This is a genomic window from Litchfieldia sinesaloumensis (assembly GCF_900156865.1).
GTDB classification, from domain to species: domain Bacteria; phylum Bacillota; class Bacilli; order Bacillales; family Bacillaceae_L; genus Ferdinandcohnia; species Ferdinandcohnia sinesaloumensis.
This window is the reverse complement of sequence record NZ_LT732529.1, coordinates 1,120,456-1,137,540: the sequence shown is the minus strand read 5'-3', so window position 1 is coordinate 1,137,540 and position 17,085 is coordinate 1,120,456. Positions and strand designations below refer to the sequence as shown.

Sequence of the window (17,085 nt, the reverse complement as noted above, 5' to 3'; positions counted from 1 at the left end):
AAGGGGAGAAGACAAATGATTGATGAAAAGTATCAAAAGCTTGTGTCAATTCTCCGAGAGATGGAATCTGTTGTCGTTGCATTTTCCGGTGGTGTTGACAGCACCTTCTTACTAAAGGTAGCTGTTGACACACTTGGAAAAGAACATGTACTAGCGGTTACTGCTGATTCGGAAACATATCCCTCAACTGAGCTAAAAGAAGCTCAAGTTCTTGCAGAGCGTATTGGTGCCAATCATCGCGTAATTGAAACATCGGAGCTGGCCATTCCGGGTTATACAGAGAACGACCGCAATCGTTGCTATTTCTGTAAAAGCAGTTTGTTTGATCACCTCATACCTGTTATGGAACGTGAAGGCTATCACAATGTTGTGTATGGTGTCATAGCAGATGATATGAATGAGTTCCGTCCAGGAATGAAAGCAGCTAAGGAAAAAGGCATCCGTGGTCCACTACAAGAGGCAAATCTTTTCAAGGATGAAATTCGTGAATTATCCCGTGAGTTTGATTTGCCAACGTGGAATAAACCATCTTTTGCATGTCTGTCTTCGCGGATTGCATACGGTGAAAAAATCACAATTGAAAAACTCACAAAAGTTGAAAGAGCTGAGGAATATCTAAAATCACTCCAGATTCGTCAGGTTCGTGTCCGTACTCACCAAGATATTGCAAGAATTGAAGTTGAACCTAGTGATATGAAGATTGTTTTAGAAAATCATGAAGCTATAACTAAAGAGCTAAATGTAATTGGCTATAAATATATAACCCTAGATTTAGTAGGTTACAAGAGTGGAAGTATGAATAAAGTACTTTCTTAAGTAGAAAAAAGCTTTGGAAAGATAAGATTCCAAAGCTTTTTCATTGGAAAGAATAATATGGTAACATGAAATCACAAACTAATGATATTACGATAGAACGTGTAAAGGAAGATGTAGGTATGTCACATGAATACGTCATTGGTCTCGATTTAGGGACTACCAGTGCAAAAGCAGTAATCTTTACGCTTGATGGTAAAGTAGTTGCAGAAGCAGAGGATTTAGTTACCTCTTACTACCCTAAACAAGGCTGGGTCGAGCAAGACCCTGATGAAATTGAGCGTTCCGCTGTAAAGGCGATTAATATGGCCATTCAGCAAGCAAATGTTAATAAAGAAGAAATTATTAGCTTAGGCATATCGGCTGCTATGCATTCCATCATTTGTATGAGGGAGGACGGAGAAGCCCTTTCCCAAGCACTGATTTGGGCTGACGGTAGAAGTACAAAACAGGCAGATGAACTGATGGAATCTGACGGTCTTGAAATTTTCTCAAAAACAGGTATGCCGATTCATCCGATGTCTCCTTTGGCAAAACTCATTTGGATGAAAGAACTTGATTATATTCCATATAAGCAATCAAGCTATTTCTTATCGATTAAAGAATATTTGTTATTAAAATGGTTTAATCAACGAGTTATCGATTATTCCATGGCATCTGCAACAGGTATGTTTAACGGAAATACCTTTCAATGGGATACTGATGTCCTTAAAAAAGCTGGTATCACTGAGGACATGCTATCAAAAATTGTGCCGCCTACCTATCAATTAACTGAAATTAATCCTACGATTGCTGAAGAAATGGGGATATCAAAGGATATGCCGTTTATCATCGGAGCCGCTGATGGTCAATTCGCCAATTTAGGAATTGGCGCAATCTCTCCAGGCGAAGTTGCTGTAACAGTTGGTACAAGTGGGGCAATTCGTCAATTTACAAAGGGATTCCAATCAAATAAAAAACATGAAACCTTCTGCTATGCTTTTTCTGAAGACTATTTTATTGTCGGCGGACCAACAAATAATGGTGGAATCGCACTCCAATGGTTAAAAGAGACTCTTAATTATCAGGAAAGCTTTGACCATTTTACAGCCGAAGCTGCTAAGGTTGGACCTGGTGCTGACGGTTTATTCTTCCATCCATATATTAATGGGGAACGAGCACCACTATGGAATCAACAGGCGCGAGGAAATTTCTTTGGAATGTCAGTTACACATAAAACGGAACATTTTGTTCGAGCTGTACTAGAGGGAATTACGTTTAACCTATATCAAATTGGAAAGGCACTTGAAAATCAGGCCGGTGAAACGGATAAGCTTTATGTTAACGGTGGAATGGCGCGTTCTTCACTGTGGCTTCAAATGCTTGCTGATGTATTTGGGAAAGAGGTATATGTCCCAGAAACTCATCATAGTGCAGCATGGGGAGCGGCTTGGACTGCATTGGTTGGCATTGGAAAGGTGAACTCCTTTGAAGAAATCAAAGACAACATTCCAATGGGTGAACCTGTGATACCGAATATGGTAAACCATGAACAATATAAAGCTATTTTCGAGAAATATGTAGCAATTGAGAAAGATATCATCAAACATTTTTAACTAATGAGGCGTCAGTATTTGCTGACGCTTCAAGGTATACATCGATTTTTATCGATTAAGGTGTGTGAACTATGGTAGAAGAAATTTTAGAGCAAGTAAAGCAGGGAACATTGAGTATCGAGGATGCAAAGCTACAACTTGCAACCTATGAAAATTTGGGGTTTGCAAAAATTGACCATCATCGAAAAAACAGACAGGGCTTTCCTGAAATTGTGTTTGGTGAAGGAAAAACAAAGGAACAAATTTTATCAATTGTTAATGTAATCAAAGGACGCGGGGACAACGTACTTGTAACCCGTATTACTCAGGAAAAAGCAGACTTTGTTTTACAATCAAACCCAGAATATGTTTACAATGAAACCGCACAAATTCTTTATTGGAAAGACAAATCATCTGTAGTTACAGGAAGCACAGACTATATTGCAATTGTATGTGCGGGAACTTCTGATCTAAGGGTAGCAGAAGAGGCAGCCATTACCGCAGAGGTACTAGGTAGTCAAGTTCGTCGCTTTTACGATGTAGGTGTGGCAGGTATCCACCGTTTATTTGATAATATAGAAGAAATTCAACAAGCAAATGTATCCGTTGTGGTTGCCGGAATGGAGGGCGCTCTACCGAGTGTAGTAGGTGGCCTTGTATCCCACCCAATCATTGCAGTTCCAACAAGTATTGGATATGGAGCGAACTTTAATGGCCTATCAGCCCTCCTGACAATGCTTAATTCTTGTGCATCCGGAATCAGTGTAGTTAATATCGACAATGGTTTCGGTGGTGCATACAATGCGGTCTTGATTGACCAACTAGCACGAAAAGGAGAACAAAAATAAAAATGAAGACCTTATATTTTGACTGTTTTTCCGGCATAAGCGGAGATATGGTGATTGGAGCACTACTAGATGCAGGTGCAGATCCTCATCATCTTGTAACTGAATTGAAAAAGCTGCATTTTCACGATGAATACGAATTAAAATGGCAAAAAGTCGTAAAAAATGGAATAACTTCAACAAAATTTGATGTTATCTTAAAAAATGACTCCCATCATCATGAACATACACATTCGCACAACCATGACCATGACCACCATCATGAACATTCTCATTCGCACGACCATGACCATGATCATCATCATGAACATTCTCATTCGCACGACCATGACCATGATCATCATCATGAACATTCTCATTCGCGCGACCATGACCATGATCATCATCATGAACATTCACACTCGCACCATCATGACCATGGACATCATCACCACCATGACCATCGTGCCTATAAAGATATCGTAAAAATGATTAACGATTCTGAACTAGCACCCGAGGTTAAAGATATGTCACTTCGAATTTTCAAGAAAATAGGTGAAGCGGAAGGGCTTATTCATGGACTTCCGTTAGAAAAAGTCCATTTTCATGAAGTGGGTGCTGTCGACTCCATTATTGATATCGTCGGCGTAGCGATTTTACTACAGCAGCTTGAGATTTCATCGATTAAATCATCTTCCGTTCCTGTTGGTACAGGAAAAATACATATCGATCATGGGATATACCCAGTTCCAGCACCTGCAACACTCGAAATTCTAAAAGGAGTGCCAATCGAACAAAGTGATGTTCGTTTTGAGCTCACGACTCCAACAGGAGCAGGAATCATCTCCGTGCTAACTGATGAATTTTGTACTCTTCCTACAATGAAGGTTGCATCAATTGGCTATGGTGCTGGTACCAAAACGTTTAAAGATCGTCCGAATGTTCTTCGAGTTATTATCGGAGAATAACCCATTCAGTTGTCCTCACAGGAATGTGGGGACATTTTTTTATCAATAAGAATATGAGTTTTGTTTATTGACACTAAATTTTTTAAGCAGTATAATTATCTTGAATTTAAGATATTTTAACCAAAGAGATTTTTTACTATACTAGTTTATTAGTTCCTAGGGGACACTTATAAAAGAGAGCAAAATTGGAGGAATTATTACATGAACGGTTTAAAGGGAATACACCATGTCACTGCGATTACGAGCAGTGCGGAAAAGAACTATGAGTTTTTTACTTATACATTAGGGATGAGATTAGTAAAGAAAACAGTGAACCAAGATGATATTCAAACCCATCACTTATTCTTTGCAGATGATACAGGTAGTCCAGGAACAGATATGACTTTCTTCGATTTTCCAGGAATTCCGAAAGGAGTACATGGAACAAACGAAATTTCAAAAACATCTTTTCGAGTTCCTACTGATGAAGCTATCGATTATTGGGTCAAACGTTTTGATCGATTGAATATTAAACACTTTGGCGTCAAGGAACAATTTGGGGTAAAAACAGTATCTTTCGTTGATTTCGATGACCAACAATACCAATTGGTCTCTGATGAAAATAATAAAGGCGTAGCTGCTGGAACTCCATGGCAAAAAGGGCCTATTCCATTAGAATACGCGATTACTGGTTTAGGACCATTATTTGTTCGTACCGCACATTTTGACTTTTTTAAAGAAATGCTTGAAAAGGTGCTACAATTTAAAGAAATTGGACAAGAAGGTTCTTTCCACCTGTTTGAAGTTGGTGAAGGTGGAAATGGAGCTCAAGTTGTCGTTGAGAATAACACCGTTCTCCCGCCAGCACAGCAAGGATTTGGTACAGTACATCATGCCGCTTTTCGTGTCGATGATAAATCTGTTCTTGACGAGTGGGATAAACATTTACGTGGATTCGGTTTCCAAACCTCAGGATTTGTAGATCGTTTCTTCTTTGGATCACTTTATTCAAGAGTGGCACCTGGTATTCTTTTTGAATTTGCTACTGACGGTCCTGGTTTTATGGGAGACGAACCCTACGAAACATTGGGGGAAAAACTTTCATTACCACCATTTTTAGAACCAAAGCGAAAATCTATAGAATCATACGTTCGCCCTATTGATACCATTAGAAGCACAAAGGAATTTACGAAAGAATAAACCCTAAAGTTAAGGATGTCTCTATGTAAGAGAGGCATCTTTTTTATTTTTTATCAGTAGTAATTATTGGTTATTCAAGCTTTCAAGCATTTACCAAATGTACATTGTACATAGGTCCAAAGGTGTGAAACTACTATACCTGTTCGTTAATTTCTTCCAATCCCAAAGACTATAGAAGTATTTTATCGAATTCAATCGAAATTTGTCTTATTTCATTGTATAATTATCTGTTGTAAGACAAAAAGCATTGAAAGGATGATGTCCAATGATGGAATGGGCGTTAGTCATATTATTTGGGGTTGCAGCAGGTTTGCTCATTTTATCCTATACCCTTACGAAAAAGGCAAAAAAGGCAGAACAGCGAGAGCTTGAACTATATTCAATTAGTTTTATGGAAGAAATTAACAAGCTACAACAACAAATGAGAAACCTTGAGCTAGATAATGAGATTATAGCTAACCAAGCGGGGATTGATACTACTGATCGAGAGCAGCGCGAATTGCTTCGTGATATTCTTGACTTATTTAAAAGAGGTTACTCAGTTACAAGCATTGCAAACGAGAAGGAACTAAGTGAAATTGAAGTACAATCATTGCTTTCTCCATTTACAAAACAAACAGAAGGGAGAAAGGTAGCCCAATGAATGCAAAAACATTGACTAGCTTTGCTTCTGGGCTCTTACTTTCAGCAACTGTATGTGCAGTCGTATATTTCTTTGGACCAGAACAAGCAACGAGTACAAAGGCAGAGGAAAAACCATCTGTCGAAGAGCTGAAAAGTCTTTTAAGTGCCGAAGGGTATGTTGTTCAAACGGAAGATGAGTGGAACAACGCTATTGCTGAAGCCAAGAATTCAGTGGAAGTACCTAAAGAAGAACCAAAAGTAGAAGAAACTGAGGCAGAGAAGAAGGAAGAAGTAAAAGAAGAGAAAGAAGAACCTGCAGAGCCTGTTGTTCATAAAACAGTTATCACAGTTTCAGAAGGTATGACTAGCTATGAGGTCGGAAAAGCACTTATCTCAGCAAATATTATCAGTGGGGATGCTTGGGACTTCGCTAACCTTGTTGAGAAAAAAGGGGTTGCTAAATATTTGAAGCTTGGCAGCTTTGAAATAAATAGTGATATGACAACCGACGAGATTATTTCAATTATTTTCAAGAAAAGATAAATTCACAAAAAAGACCAATCACAAAAAAGATTGGTCTTTTTTTGTGAAACGTTTTGTGAAACAAGAAAATTCGAGCAGTGACAAGCACAAAATGTAGGCAATTCTCACAAAAAGGAGACAATTGTTATCATTTTGGTTTTGCTTACATATTATAGAGTAAAGCTAAACTCCAAAATTGAATATGTGAAATAGCCTTAAAATTCCTTGGATGTGTTTTATAAATATGATTTATGTCAAGAATGAATGTATATTAAATAAGCTAATGGGGTGATACGAAATGTATACCAATAAAGCAATTCAGGTTCTTGACCGTATGCGTTTATCAAATGGTGCTTACACAGCAAGTGTATCTAATGATTATAATTATGTATGGATTCGAGATATAGTATATACAGTACTACCTTTTATTAATGAACCATCTGAGAGATATGCGAATGCCTATCATGCTTTATTTGATATGTTTAGAACGTATGAGTGGAAAATTGATATCCATCGGAAAAAGAAACCGATTTATTTATTTGAATATATCCATTCACGGTACTCAACAGACCTTAGAGAAATGCCAGTCGAATGGGGGCATGCCCAAAATGATGCGATTGGTGCGTTCCTATGGGGAGTAGGTGAGGGTTACCGCTTGGGGCAAAAAGTAATTCGTGATAAAAAGGATATTGAAATTGTTCAAAAGCTTGTTGATTATCTAGAGTGCCTTCAATACTGGCAAGCAAAGGATAATGGTATGTGGGAAGAAAATATGGAAGTTCATGCTTCAAGTTTAGGGGCATGTGTAGCTGGGCTAAACGCCGTAAAAATTCTTGTAAATGTAAAAGAGGATTTGATTAAAAAAGGTGAGGAGGCTCTCCGAAACCTTTTACCTCGAGAAAGTGAAACAAAGGATACTGATTTAGCACTTCTATCCCTTGTATTCCCATATCGAGTTGTCGATCGTGACACGGCAATTAAAATTGTTGAAACCGTTTCCTCTAAATTAGAACGCACACATGGAGTCATCCGTTATGAAAATGATCAATATTATAACGAAGGAAGCGAAGCAGAGTGGTGCTTTGGTTTCCCTTGGCTAGGGCTATGCTATCTTGAACTAGGTCAATTTAACAAAGCAAGCGAATATATAGAAAAAACCAAAAGGATAGTACCAGACAATTGGGAAGTTCCTGAGCTTTACGTTGGTGGAACAAACAGACCCAATGGAAATACACCATTAGCATGGTCAGTCGCAATGTCCTATATATTCCTTACAAAAATCGAAGACCTTGCTCAACAAAAAATATCTTAAAAAGCTGCGAAAGCAGCTTTTTTTATTTATTCAAAAGTGTTACGACCATTATTATATTAAAATAATAAACTCCACAATAACAACAATGATTATAATATTATCTAAATATAATTTCGGATACTAAAATCATGTGAAAAAACCTCTTATATCAACCATAATCTGTAAGCGATTACAAACCTCCTAAATAATTTACAATAACTAAAATAATATTTTTTTTGCCTTTCTACCGTATACGACAATAAAAAACATTATTCGCCAAAGGAATATTTCTGCTTCAGGCCGAATTAATATAATAAAGTGAATAAGTAATACAAAACTTTGGTTTTATATAACTTCATACAATTGTTGTAAGTTGTTGGTATTACAAACGTTCTCTTTACATATATCAAAAGGAGGATACCATGATGAATTCAATCGCCGAAAAAGAGATTGAACTTTTCCCAAGTGAATTTGATTTGTATTTATTTCATGAAGGGACATTATTAGAGGCCTATAACATGCTTGGCGCACACATCATGTCCTATAAAGGAGAAGATGGTGTTCGCTTTTCGGTATGGGCACCACACGCAAAAGCAGTGTCCGTTGTTGGGGATTTCAATCATTGGTTGGGCAATGAACATACCCTCAATAAGATTCCTAACTCAGGAGTATGGATTGGTTTTATCCCAGGATTAAAAGAAGGTGATCTGTATAAATATGAAATTATCACCGCAAATGGCGAAAAGAAATTAAAAGCAGATCCGTTCGCATTCTCTTCCGAAGTAAGACCAAATACTGCGTCAGTTGTTTCACGACTCGACCAGTATAAATGGAATGATAAAAAATGGATAACAGCTAGGGATAAAGCCGAATCGTACCATAATCCAATGTTAATTTATGAACTACATACTGGTTCATGGAAGAAGAAAGAGGATGGTTGCTTTTATACATATCGGGAGCTTGCCGACGAAGTTATTGACTATGTAGTTGACCAAGGCTTTACACATATCGAGCTAATGCCTATTATGGAGCATCCGTTCGATTTATCCTGGGGGTACCAAATTACTGGTTTCTATTCAGTAACCAGTAGACATGGTAGTCCATTGGATTTTATGTACTTTGTGGACCAATGTCATCAAAAGGGCCTTGGCGTCATACTCGACTGGGTTCCAGTACACTTTTGCCGTGACGAACATGGTTTAGGCAGATTTGATGGGACTCCACTTTATGAACCCACAGATTCAAAACGAGCAGACCGACCTCTCTGGGGGACATATAGTTTTGATTTCACAAAATTAGAGGTTCATAGTTTCTTACTTTCAAATCTTGCGTTTTGGATGGATATATATCATATTGATGGCTTTCGAATTGACGCAGTATCATCATTAGTTTACCTCAACCACGATAACCCACAACAAGAAAAGCTTTATAATCAATTTGGCGGCGAAGAGAACCTTGAAGCAATTGAGTTTATTAAGAAGGCAAATGAAGCTATCTTCCATAGATATCCGGGAGTGTTAATGATTGCAGAAGAGGCAACCGATTATCCTCTTGTAACGGCACCTACAACAGAAGGTGGCTTAGGCTTCAATTATAAATGGAATATGGGCTGGGTGAATGACGTCCTAAAATACATGCGACTCCACCCCTCTGATAGACGCTATAATCATAATTTATTAACTTTTTCTTTCTTCTATGCATTTTCAGAAAATTTTGTATTACCTTTTTCACACGATGATGTTGTCCATGGGAAGAAATCCCTATTAGATAAAATGCCTGGGGACTACTGGCAAAAATTCGCAAACTTGCGATTGTTATATGGTTATATGATGACCCATCCTGGAAAAAAGCTTCTTTTTATGGGTGGAGAGTTCGGTCAATTTTCCGAATGGAAGGAACTTGAGGAACTCGATTGGATGCTTCTTAACTATGATTCTCACAAAGGGCTCCAAACCTACTTTAAAGAGCTTCAACATTTTTACCGTATGAACTCTAGCCTTTGGAGACTGGATCATGAACAAGACGGTTTTGAATGGATTGACCCAAGTAATCACGAACAATCAGTAATTACATTTATGAGACATGGAAAGCGCAAAGGTGATTACTCAATCATCGTTTGTAACTTTTCCACAGAAGTCTATGAAGACTATCGTATTGGCGTCCCATCAACAGGGAGTTATATAGAACTGTTTAATAGTGATTCAGTGGAATTTGGAGGCTCTGGTCAGATTAATGCAACTGCTATATCAGTTGATAAGACGCCTGCACATAATCAACCATACAGCATGACAATTAAAGTTCCACCTTTAGCAATTAGTATCTTTAGAAAAGAGACAAAAAAGAGAAAAAGAGGTGTCGTCAAAAAATGAGGTCAAAGAAGTGGATTGCAGTTGTATTAGCAGGTGGTCAAGGGTCAAGATTGGGGGAATTAACAACTACCCTTGCCAAACCCGCGGTTCCATTTGGTGGTAAATACCGAATTATTGATTTTCCATTAAGTAATTGTACTCATTCGGGTATTGATACAGTTGGTGTAATTACTCAATATCGTCCACATGTACTTAATAATTATGTAAGTAATGGACGTCCATGGGATTTAGACCGGAACAACGGGGGTGTAACAGTCCTGCCGCCATACCTAGGTAAGAATGGTGGGGATTGGTACAAAGGAACTGCCAATGCAGTCTACCAAAATATCCATTATATTGAGCAATATGATCCAGAATATGTTGTAGTTCTTTCAGGCGATCATATTTACAAAATGGATTATAGTAAGATGCTTCGTTTTCATCTTGAAAAAGATGCTGCAGCAACAATTGCTGTTATCGAAGTACCTTGGGCAGAAGCAAGCCGCTTCGGGATTATGAATACAAACGAAGAGAAGAGAATTGTTGAATTCGATGAAAAACCGGCGAATCCAAAAAGCAATCTGGCCTCAATGGGGATTTACTTATTTAAATGGAAACTACTAAAAGAATATTTAATCGAAGATGAAGGTAACATTCACTCGTCCAATGATTTTGGGAAAGATATAATCCCAAAATTACTGGCAGACAATAATCAACTATATGCGTACCAATTTGATAGCTATTGGAAGGATGTTGGAACCATTGAAAGCCTGTGGGAAGCACATATGGATTTATTGGCTGATTCGCCAGGCTTCGATTTACACGACCCTAGCTGGCCATTTTTTACGGGTATCGCGACTCATCCACCACAATATATATCGTCAGCCGCAAAGGTTTCTCAATCATTGATTAATGAGGGCTGTATTGTACATGGGGCAATTGACCACTCGGTTCTCTCATACAATGTAAAGGTAGGGGAGAATTCACTCATAAAAGATTCTGTCATCATGCCCAATGTCACAATCGGCAAAAATGTGACCATCCACAAGGCAATCATTGCTAGTGACTTATGTATCCCTGATGGGGCACATATTGGGTCAGATGCACCTGATGCTGCCATTACATTAGTTGGTGACGAAACCATTGTTAGACCATTAACAATAAGTAAATAAATATATTATGAGGAGCGATAAGATTGGAACGAGTAATTGGTGTAATAAATTTAGTTAATGATAAACAGTATTTAAAAGAATTAACTCAACATCGATGTCTAGCAGCAGTACCCTTCGGAGGCAGATATCGATTAATTGACTTTACAATGTCCAATTTTATTAACGCCCAAATCAAGAAGGTGGCTATTTTTACAAAAGACAAATATCGTTCCATCATGGATCATCTAGGTTCTGGCAAGGAGTGGGATCTGGATCGGAGAAACGGAGGGTTGTTTATCTTACCACCAATCCATCCAGATAAAAGTATAGTCGGCGACGTTCAACAATTTTATGATCATCTAGAATTCTTCAAGCGATCTCATGAAGACACTGTAATTCTTTCTCCAGGACATCATGTGTATAAAATAAATTTTAATGATGTAATCAAGAGCCACAGAGAAAGTGGAGCAGACCTCACAATCGTATACAAGGATTATGATGGTGAGCCTGTTAATAAACCAATCTATCACAAATGCATTTTAAATGCTGAGGATCAAGTTACTAACTTAGAACTCTATACATCTCCGCAGCAGGGTGACCCAGTTTGTACGGAAACATTTGTGTTTTCAAAGAAATTACTCATTGAACTTATTACAAAATGCTATGAAAACGGTGAATACGATTTTATCCGAGATATAGTAAAGGCTAATCTATCTCACTTACAAGTAAACAGCTATCATTTTAAAGGTTATATGCCATTTATTCATTCAATAGCAAGCTATTATAAAACAAATATGGAATTCTTAAACCCACAAGTTACGAAGGAATTCTTCTTTGATAACTGGGAGGTTTATACAAAGACAAAGCATGAACCACCTGTTAAATATTCGACAACCTCAAACGTTAGTAATTCATTGATTGCTAATGGTAGTGATATTGAGGGGACGGTTGAAAATAGCATTATATTCCGTGGCGTCAAAATTCGAAAAGGTGCCACAGTTAAAAATAGTATTATCATGCAGAAGGGTGTTATTGACGAAGGAACATATCTTGAAAATGTCATAACAGATAAACAAGTAAACATTACTGCTGAAAAAATAATCATAGGTGAACATACTCCAAAGGTTATTAAAAAAGCTGATATCATTTAACTTTATTCACTAGTTTCGATTAAAGTGATGGTACTACAATTAACTTATACAATTCGGTTGAGTTCTAGCTCTGTCTGAATAAAGTTAAAAGCCTCCGGCGGATGCCTCAGATTTTCTAAGGAAAATTTTCGAGCAAAAGATCAAAGACTTAAAGTGCCAGCTCCTGTGGCAACGTCTTTGTGTCCCACATCGTGTGGGCCTAAAAAATCTGGGCGCAAATACGCCAAGAGGCGCATTTGATTGGGGAGAGGAAAAAGTATGAACGTATTATTCGCAGCATCTGAATGTGCTCCATTTATAAAAACAGGCGGACTAGGGGATGTAATCGGCGCGCTTCCACATGCATTACAACAGGAAGGCGTGCATATAAATGTCATTTTACCGAAATATGGTGATTTAGCAAAAGAATACAAGGAACAGCTTGTATTAGAACGAATAATTGAAGTTCCACTTGGCTGGCGTAGACAATATTGTGGGATTGAGAAACTGGTCCATAACGGAATTAGCTATTATTTTTTAGATAATGAATATTATTTCAAGCGCTATGGCAGTTATGGTTTTTATGATGATGGTGAACGCTTTGCATTCTTTTCAAGAGCTGTTCTCGAAGCAATCCCGTTTTTAGAAAAAAAACCAGATATTATCCATTGTCATGACTGGCAAGCAGGACCAATCCCCCTGTTATTGGATGCTCATTATTCAAACCATCCAAATTACAAGGGAATAAAGACCGTATTTACGATTCATAATCTACGTTACCAAGGGGTCTTTCCTAAATCTGTATTAGGTGAATTACTCGATGTGAGTGATCGCTATTTTCATATAGATGGAGTAGAGTTTTTCGGGAATGTTAGTTATTTGAAGGCGGGACTTTCCTTTAGTGACACGATAACAACTGTCAGTCCAACCTATGCAAATGAAATTCAAACCGCTTATTTCGGCGAACAATTAGATGGCTTTTTACGTAAACGAAATCAAGAATTACAAGGCATTGTGAATGGAATTGATAACTCAGAGTATAATCCCGCTACTGATAAAGCCATTTTCGCCCATTTTGATTCATATGAGGGGAAATTGGAAAACAAGCGTGCTCTACAGGAGCACCTTGGGCTTCCGGTGAACGATAAAACTCCAGTTATCTCCATGATTACAAGATTGGTTGAACAAAAGGGGATTGACCTTGTTCTCCATGTAATTGAAGAGATTCTTAACCAAAATGTGCAATTTGTCCTGCTAGGAACAGGAGAAAGTCATTATGAAGATGCCTTTCGTGATTTGGCAAAACGACATCCAACAAAAGTATCTGCGAGTATCTATTTTGACGAAGGTTTATCTCGTAAAATTTATGCAGGTTCGGATTTGTTTTTAATGCCATCACAATTCGAGCCTTGTGGAATCGGGCAACTACTTGCTTTCCGCTATGGAACATTACCACTTGTAAGAGAAACGGGTGGACTAAAGGATACAGTCCAACCGTATAATGAATTTACAGGAAAAGGTACTGGTTTTAGTTTTACGAATTACAATGCACATGACATGCTGTATACGATTGAACGGGCGATTTGGTTCTACCGCTTCCAGCCAAAGAAATGGAGAGAGCTCTCTGAAAATGCGTTAAAGCTCGACTATAGTTGGGCTGCTTCTTCAAAGGACTATCTAAATTTGTATGAAGGACTAAAAACGGTAATGGTATAAAATACGTAAATAAACGTTAGGATATTTCCTAACGTTTTTTATCGTTTTCGACTTAACTGTGTAAATGCAACCCGTCTTAGAGTCGAACTGCTAAAGTCAGCCGGATTTCTTTTTTTCATTCGTTCTCGAATGGGGTTATTTGTGGTAGTTATACTATCTTCGTTACTCTCACTCATGAAAAACTCCTCCAATCTCTTATAGAGGTATGTTCCCCAGAAGAATCATTTTCAAATCAATGGATAGTGGTGTTCATAACGTGGGTTGTAATAGTAGGGGGGCCTTAACCCAATTTGAGGTAACTCAAAGCTTTGATCGAGATACGTAACCTCCACTCGTTCTTTTGATTCATTAAGCAGCAAAAAGTGTACTTCAGGACTGTAATAATATTGCATAGATTTAACCTCCTTTTTGAGATTTCATCTTAGTCTATTCATGTCGACCTTAAGAAGAGCCCGTACTGTGAAAAGGGAATTAGTCACCGTTGCCCAGATGAAACATAGACTAAAGCAGATTAAATTAAACAGGAGGTTTGTCATGTCTCGCTCAAAGAAAGAGAAAAATGAAAATCTAAGCTATCCGATGTATCCGAATTATGGAAAAATCACTGAATATAAAGACGTCGCGATAACAGTCCCTGAGCAACGTCAATTTCGACAACCAGGGGTAGAAGGTCTAATGGTTCCGAAGCCAATAATTGAAAATCCAAACTATAAAGGCAGTGAAAAGTTAAAAGGAAAGATTGCATTGATTACTGGTGGCGATAGCGGGATTGGCGCGGCATGTGCCATAGCGTTTGCTAAAGAAGGTGCAGATGTAGCGATATCCTATTTAGATGAGCATGAAGATGCAAACCGAACAAAAGCAAAAATTGAAGAGATAGGTCAGCGTTGCTTACTCTTTCCCGGTGATTTACGTGAGAAAGAACATTGTGTCGAGATTGTTGAAAAGACGGTGCAGGCCTATGGAAAGCTTGATATTCTTGTAAACCATGTTGGCATTCAATTTCAGCAGCTTAGTCTTCTTGATATTTCTGACGAACAATTTGATGATACCTTTAAGGTTAATGTCTACTCCCATTTTTATACGACGAGGGCTGCGCTACGATACCTAAAAGCGGGAAGTTCAATTATTAATACAGCATCTGTTGTGGCTTATTATGGAAATGAACAACTGATAGATTATTCGGCGACGAAAGCAGCTAATGTTGGTTTCACTCGTGCACTTGCGAATAATCTTGTAACAAAGGGTATCCGAGTCAATGCAGTTGCCCCTGGGAAAGTATGGACACCATTGATTCCATCAAGTTTTTCTGCAGACCAAGTTGTTCTGGCAGGAAACCCAATGGACCGACAAGGACAGCCCTTTGAGCTTGCCCCAGCCTATGTATATCTAGCTTCGGATGATTCTCGTTTCGTCACTGGTCAAACAATTCATGTCAATGGTGGGCAAATCATGTCATCCTAAAAAAAGTGATTCATAGTTGAATCACTTTTTTAACTTCACACATTATTCACCTTTTTTTATTGATACATTTTGGGGACGCTTTGGATGTCCATTTTTTCCTGCGTCATCTGGACCAGTTAATGTATTCCTCTTATCTAACACTTTTCCTGAAAATTCAACCGGATTACGATCTGCCATGTTTTTTCACCTCCATTTAAGTAGGATGGATGAAAAAATGAATTACATGACAAGAATTTATTTCTTCAGCGTATAATAGTTTTTTATAGTTGTAGCTGAAATGGTTTCAGACAATGTATGGGTTAAACTGTGAGCCCCTGTTGCATCATGACCAAGCTCCCAAACCATCATACCACCAAAGCCATGTTGCAGTGCAAGCTCCGTTTTTCTCAGCATCGTCATTTGGCCGTTGTAATGATACGTCATGCCATTTATTGTAACGACATCTTTCCCTGCGTTTTGTTCATTATTATTTATGATGGTTTGATACGATAATTGCTTACTATTCGGGTCTTCAGGCTGAGCATAAAATGGAACACCTAAGACTAGCTTTTCCTTTGGTAACTTATGTGAGTCAAATAAATTTGCCCAATAGCGGACGATGCTTTCAGTAAATGGATACGGCGATAAGTTCTTCGCCTGATACCCACCATCCCATTGACCATCATAGGCCATAATATTTACATAATCTACATTATGAAACATGGCTGTCTCATACTTCACATATGCTAGTTCAGTTAAGGTTTGCCCGTGGATTTTTGAATGAACTGCGATGGATACTTCCTTATTTCTAGAATGTAATTCTTCACTTAGTTTCTCGATAAATACATGTAAGTTACGTGCATCATCATCGGTACGTGGATGTTCAAAATCGATATCAATTCCATCTACATTTTCCCTTTCAACGATAGCAACCAGTTCTTTAACAAGTCTCTCTTGGGAAGCCTGGTTTGATAGTGCAGCCGAAAAATAATCATACGTTTCACCGCCATTCAGATGAAACCAACCACCTACGGCAAGCATAACTTTCGTATTTTGTTCATGTGCTTTCGCAACCATTTTTTTTAAGTTCTGCGTGGCATGTTCACCTGTAAACAGTACTTGTCCATCCTTAGTTGGATGAACGAAGGAAAAAATAATATGTGTAAGATTTGAATAATCTATTTGATTTGGATCTCGAAAATCCTGGACATACCCAATTAAAGCCTTAGACTGATCATCACTCAATTTTGGCATTTCTTTTTGTTCAAGCCCTTTTGAGGATGGAGGTGACTTTTTAGCTATTTTTATGTCCTGATCAGTTTGGTTATGGTTTGTTAACAACGCACCCGTTATAAATCCACCAACGAATATCACTACTATTAATACAGTAAGGAAGATATATCGTTTTTTCATGATGTTGTCCTCCTGATTTCATTATCATCTTCAAATTGTATCAAACAGATAGTGCGTATAGTTGTGGTAATATCATCCTTATACAACAT

The 17,085-nt window shown here is 38.0% G+C and carries 17 protein-coding genes; 13 read left to right on the top strand and 4 right to left on the bottom strand.

Annotated elements, in window-relative coordinates; all coding sequences use genetic code 11:
- The first annotated feature begins 15 nt into the window (after positions 1-15).
- From larE to glgA, 12 genes are all read left to right on the top strand, one after another.
- The gene (gene larE, locus CZ490_RS05580; protein ID WP_077617971.1) at positions 16-816 is read left to right on the top strand and encodes an ATP-dependent sacrificial sulfur transferase LarE; all 801 of its coding nucleotides are present in this window, start codon (positions 16-18) and stop codon (positions 814-816) included.
- Between the two features lie 65 nt (positions 817-881).
- Positions 882-2,408 carry a gluconokinase gene (locus CZ490_RS05575; RefSeq protein ID WP_234987172.1) on the top strand — a complete coding sequence of 509 codons (1,527 nt, stop codon included), beginning with the start codon at positions 882-884 and terminating at the stop codon, positions 2,406-2,408.
- A 71-nt stretch (positions 2,409-2,479) separates the two neighbouring features.
- Positions 2,480-3,235 carry a nickel pincer cofactor biosynthesis protein LarB gene (gene larB, locus CZ490_RS05570; protein ID WP_077617969.1) on the top strand — a complete coding sequence of 252 codons (756 nt, stop codon included), beginning with the start codon at positions 2,480-2,482 and terminating at the stop codon, positions 3,233-3,235.
- A 2-nt stretch (positions 3,236-3,237) separates the two neighbouring features.
- Complete coding sequence (gene larC / locus CZ490_RS05565) at positions 3,238-4,179, top strand: nickel pincer cofactor biosynthesis protein LarC (RefSeq protein ID WP_077617968.1); 942 nt, start codon at positions 3,238-3,240, stop codon at positions 4,177-4,179.
- A 201-nt stretch (positions 4,180-4,380) separates the two neighbouring features.
- Positions 4,381-5,358, top strand: a complete 978-nt coding sequence (locus tag CZ490_RS05560) for a ring-cleaving dioxygenase (RefSeq protein ID WP_077617967.1) — start codon at positions 4,381-4,383, stop codon at positions 5,356-5,358.
- Positions 5,359-5,623: 265 nt separating this feature from the next.
- Positions 5,624-6,001: a hypothetical protein gene (locus CZ490_RS05555; RefSeq protein ID WP_077617966.1), complete on the top strand. Its 378-nt coding sequence runs from the start codon at positions 5,624-5,626 to the stop codon at positions 5,999-6,001.
- On the top strand, positions 5,998-6,525 hold the full coding sequence (locus CZ490_RS05550) for a hypothetical protein (protein ID WP_077617965.1): 528 nt from the start codon (positions 5,998-6,000) through the stop codon (positions 6,523-6,525). The genes CZ490_RS05555 and CZ490_RS05550 overlap by 4 nt, the downstream gene beginning before the upstream one ends.
- Before the next feature lie 277 nt (positions 6,526-6,802).
- Complete coding sequence (locus CZ490_RS05545; protein WP_077617964.1) at positions 6,803-7,816, top strand: glycoside hydrolase family 15 protein; 1,014 nt, start codon at positions 6,803-6,805, stop codon at positions 7,814-7,816.
- Between the two features lie 404 nt (positions 7,817-8,220).
- Entirely contained in the window at positions 8,221-10,164 is a 1,944-nt protein-coding gene (gene glgB / locus CZ490_RS05540) for a 1,4-alpha-glucan branching protein GlgB (RefSeq protein ID WP_077617963.1), read from the top strand.
- Positions 10,161-11,315: a glucose-1-phosphate adenylyltransferase gene (locus tag CZ490_RS05535; protein WP_077617962.1), complete on the top strand. Its 1,155-nt coding sequence runs from the start codon at positions 10,161-10,163 to the stop codon at positions 11,313-11,315. The genes glgB and CZ490_RS05535 overlap by 4 nt, the downstream gene beginning before the upstream one ends.
- A 23-nt stretch (positions 11,316-11,338) precedes the next feature.
- Positions 11,339-12,445, top strand: coding sequence for a glucose-1-phosphate adenylyltransferase subunit GlgD (gene glgD, locus CZ490_RS05530; protein WP_077617961.1), 1,107 nt, complete (start codon positions 11,339-11,341; stop codon positions 12,443-12,445).
- 258 nt (positions 12,446-12,703) lie between these two features.
- On the top strand, positions 12,704-14,140 hold the full coding sequence (gene glgA, locus CZ490_RS05525) for a glycogen synthase GlgA (protein ID WP_077620948.1): 1,437 nt from the start codon (positions 12,704-12,706) through the stop codon (positions 14,138-14,140).
- Positions 14,141-14,178: 38 nt separating this feature from the next.
- Here glgA and CZ490_RS22275 read toward each other — a convergent pair whose 3' ends face one another.
- Positions 14,179-14,316, bottom strand: coding sequence for a hypothetical protein (locus CZ490_RS22275; RefSeq protein ID WP_159439912.1), 138 nt, complete (start codon positions 14,314-14,316; stop codon positions 14,179-14,181).
- Between the two features lie 51 nt (positions 14,317-14,367).
- Positions 14,368-14,532, bottom strand: a complete 165-nt coding sequence (locus CZ490_RS22465; RefSeq protein WP_200801549.1) for a hypothetical protein — start codon at positions 14,530-14,532, stop codon at positions 14,368-14,370.
- Between the two features lie 142 nt (positions 14,533-14,674).
- On the opposite strand from CZ490_RS22465, the gene CZ490_RS05520 reads away from it, so the two are divergent.
- Positions 14,675-15,604, top strand: a complete 930-nt coding sequence (locus tag CZ490_RS05520; RefSeq protein WP_077617960.1) for an SDR family oxidoreductase — start codon at positions 14,675-14,677, stop codon at positions 15,602-15,604.
- Positions 15,605-15,646: 42 nt separating this feature from the next.
- Here the strand turns inward: CZ490_RS05520 and CZ490_RS22765 are convergent, their stop codons facing one another.
- Complete coding sequence (locus tag CZ490_RS22765; protein ID WP_268762015.1) at positions 15,647-15,781, bottom strand: hypothetical protein; 135 nt, start codon at positions 15,779-15,781, stop codon at positions 15,647-15,649.
- 57 nt (positions 15,782-15,838) lie between these two features.
- Positions 15,839-16,996 carry a glycosyl hydrolase family 18 protein gene (locus tag CZ490_RS05515; protein WP_077617959.1) on the bottom strand — a complete coding sequence of 386 codons (1,158 nt, stop codon included), beginning with the start codon at positions 16,994-16,996 and terminating at the stop codon, positions 15,839-15,841.
- Between the last annotated feature and the right edge of the window lie 89 nt (positions 16,997-17,085).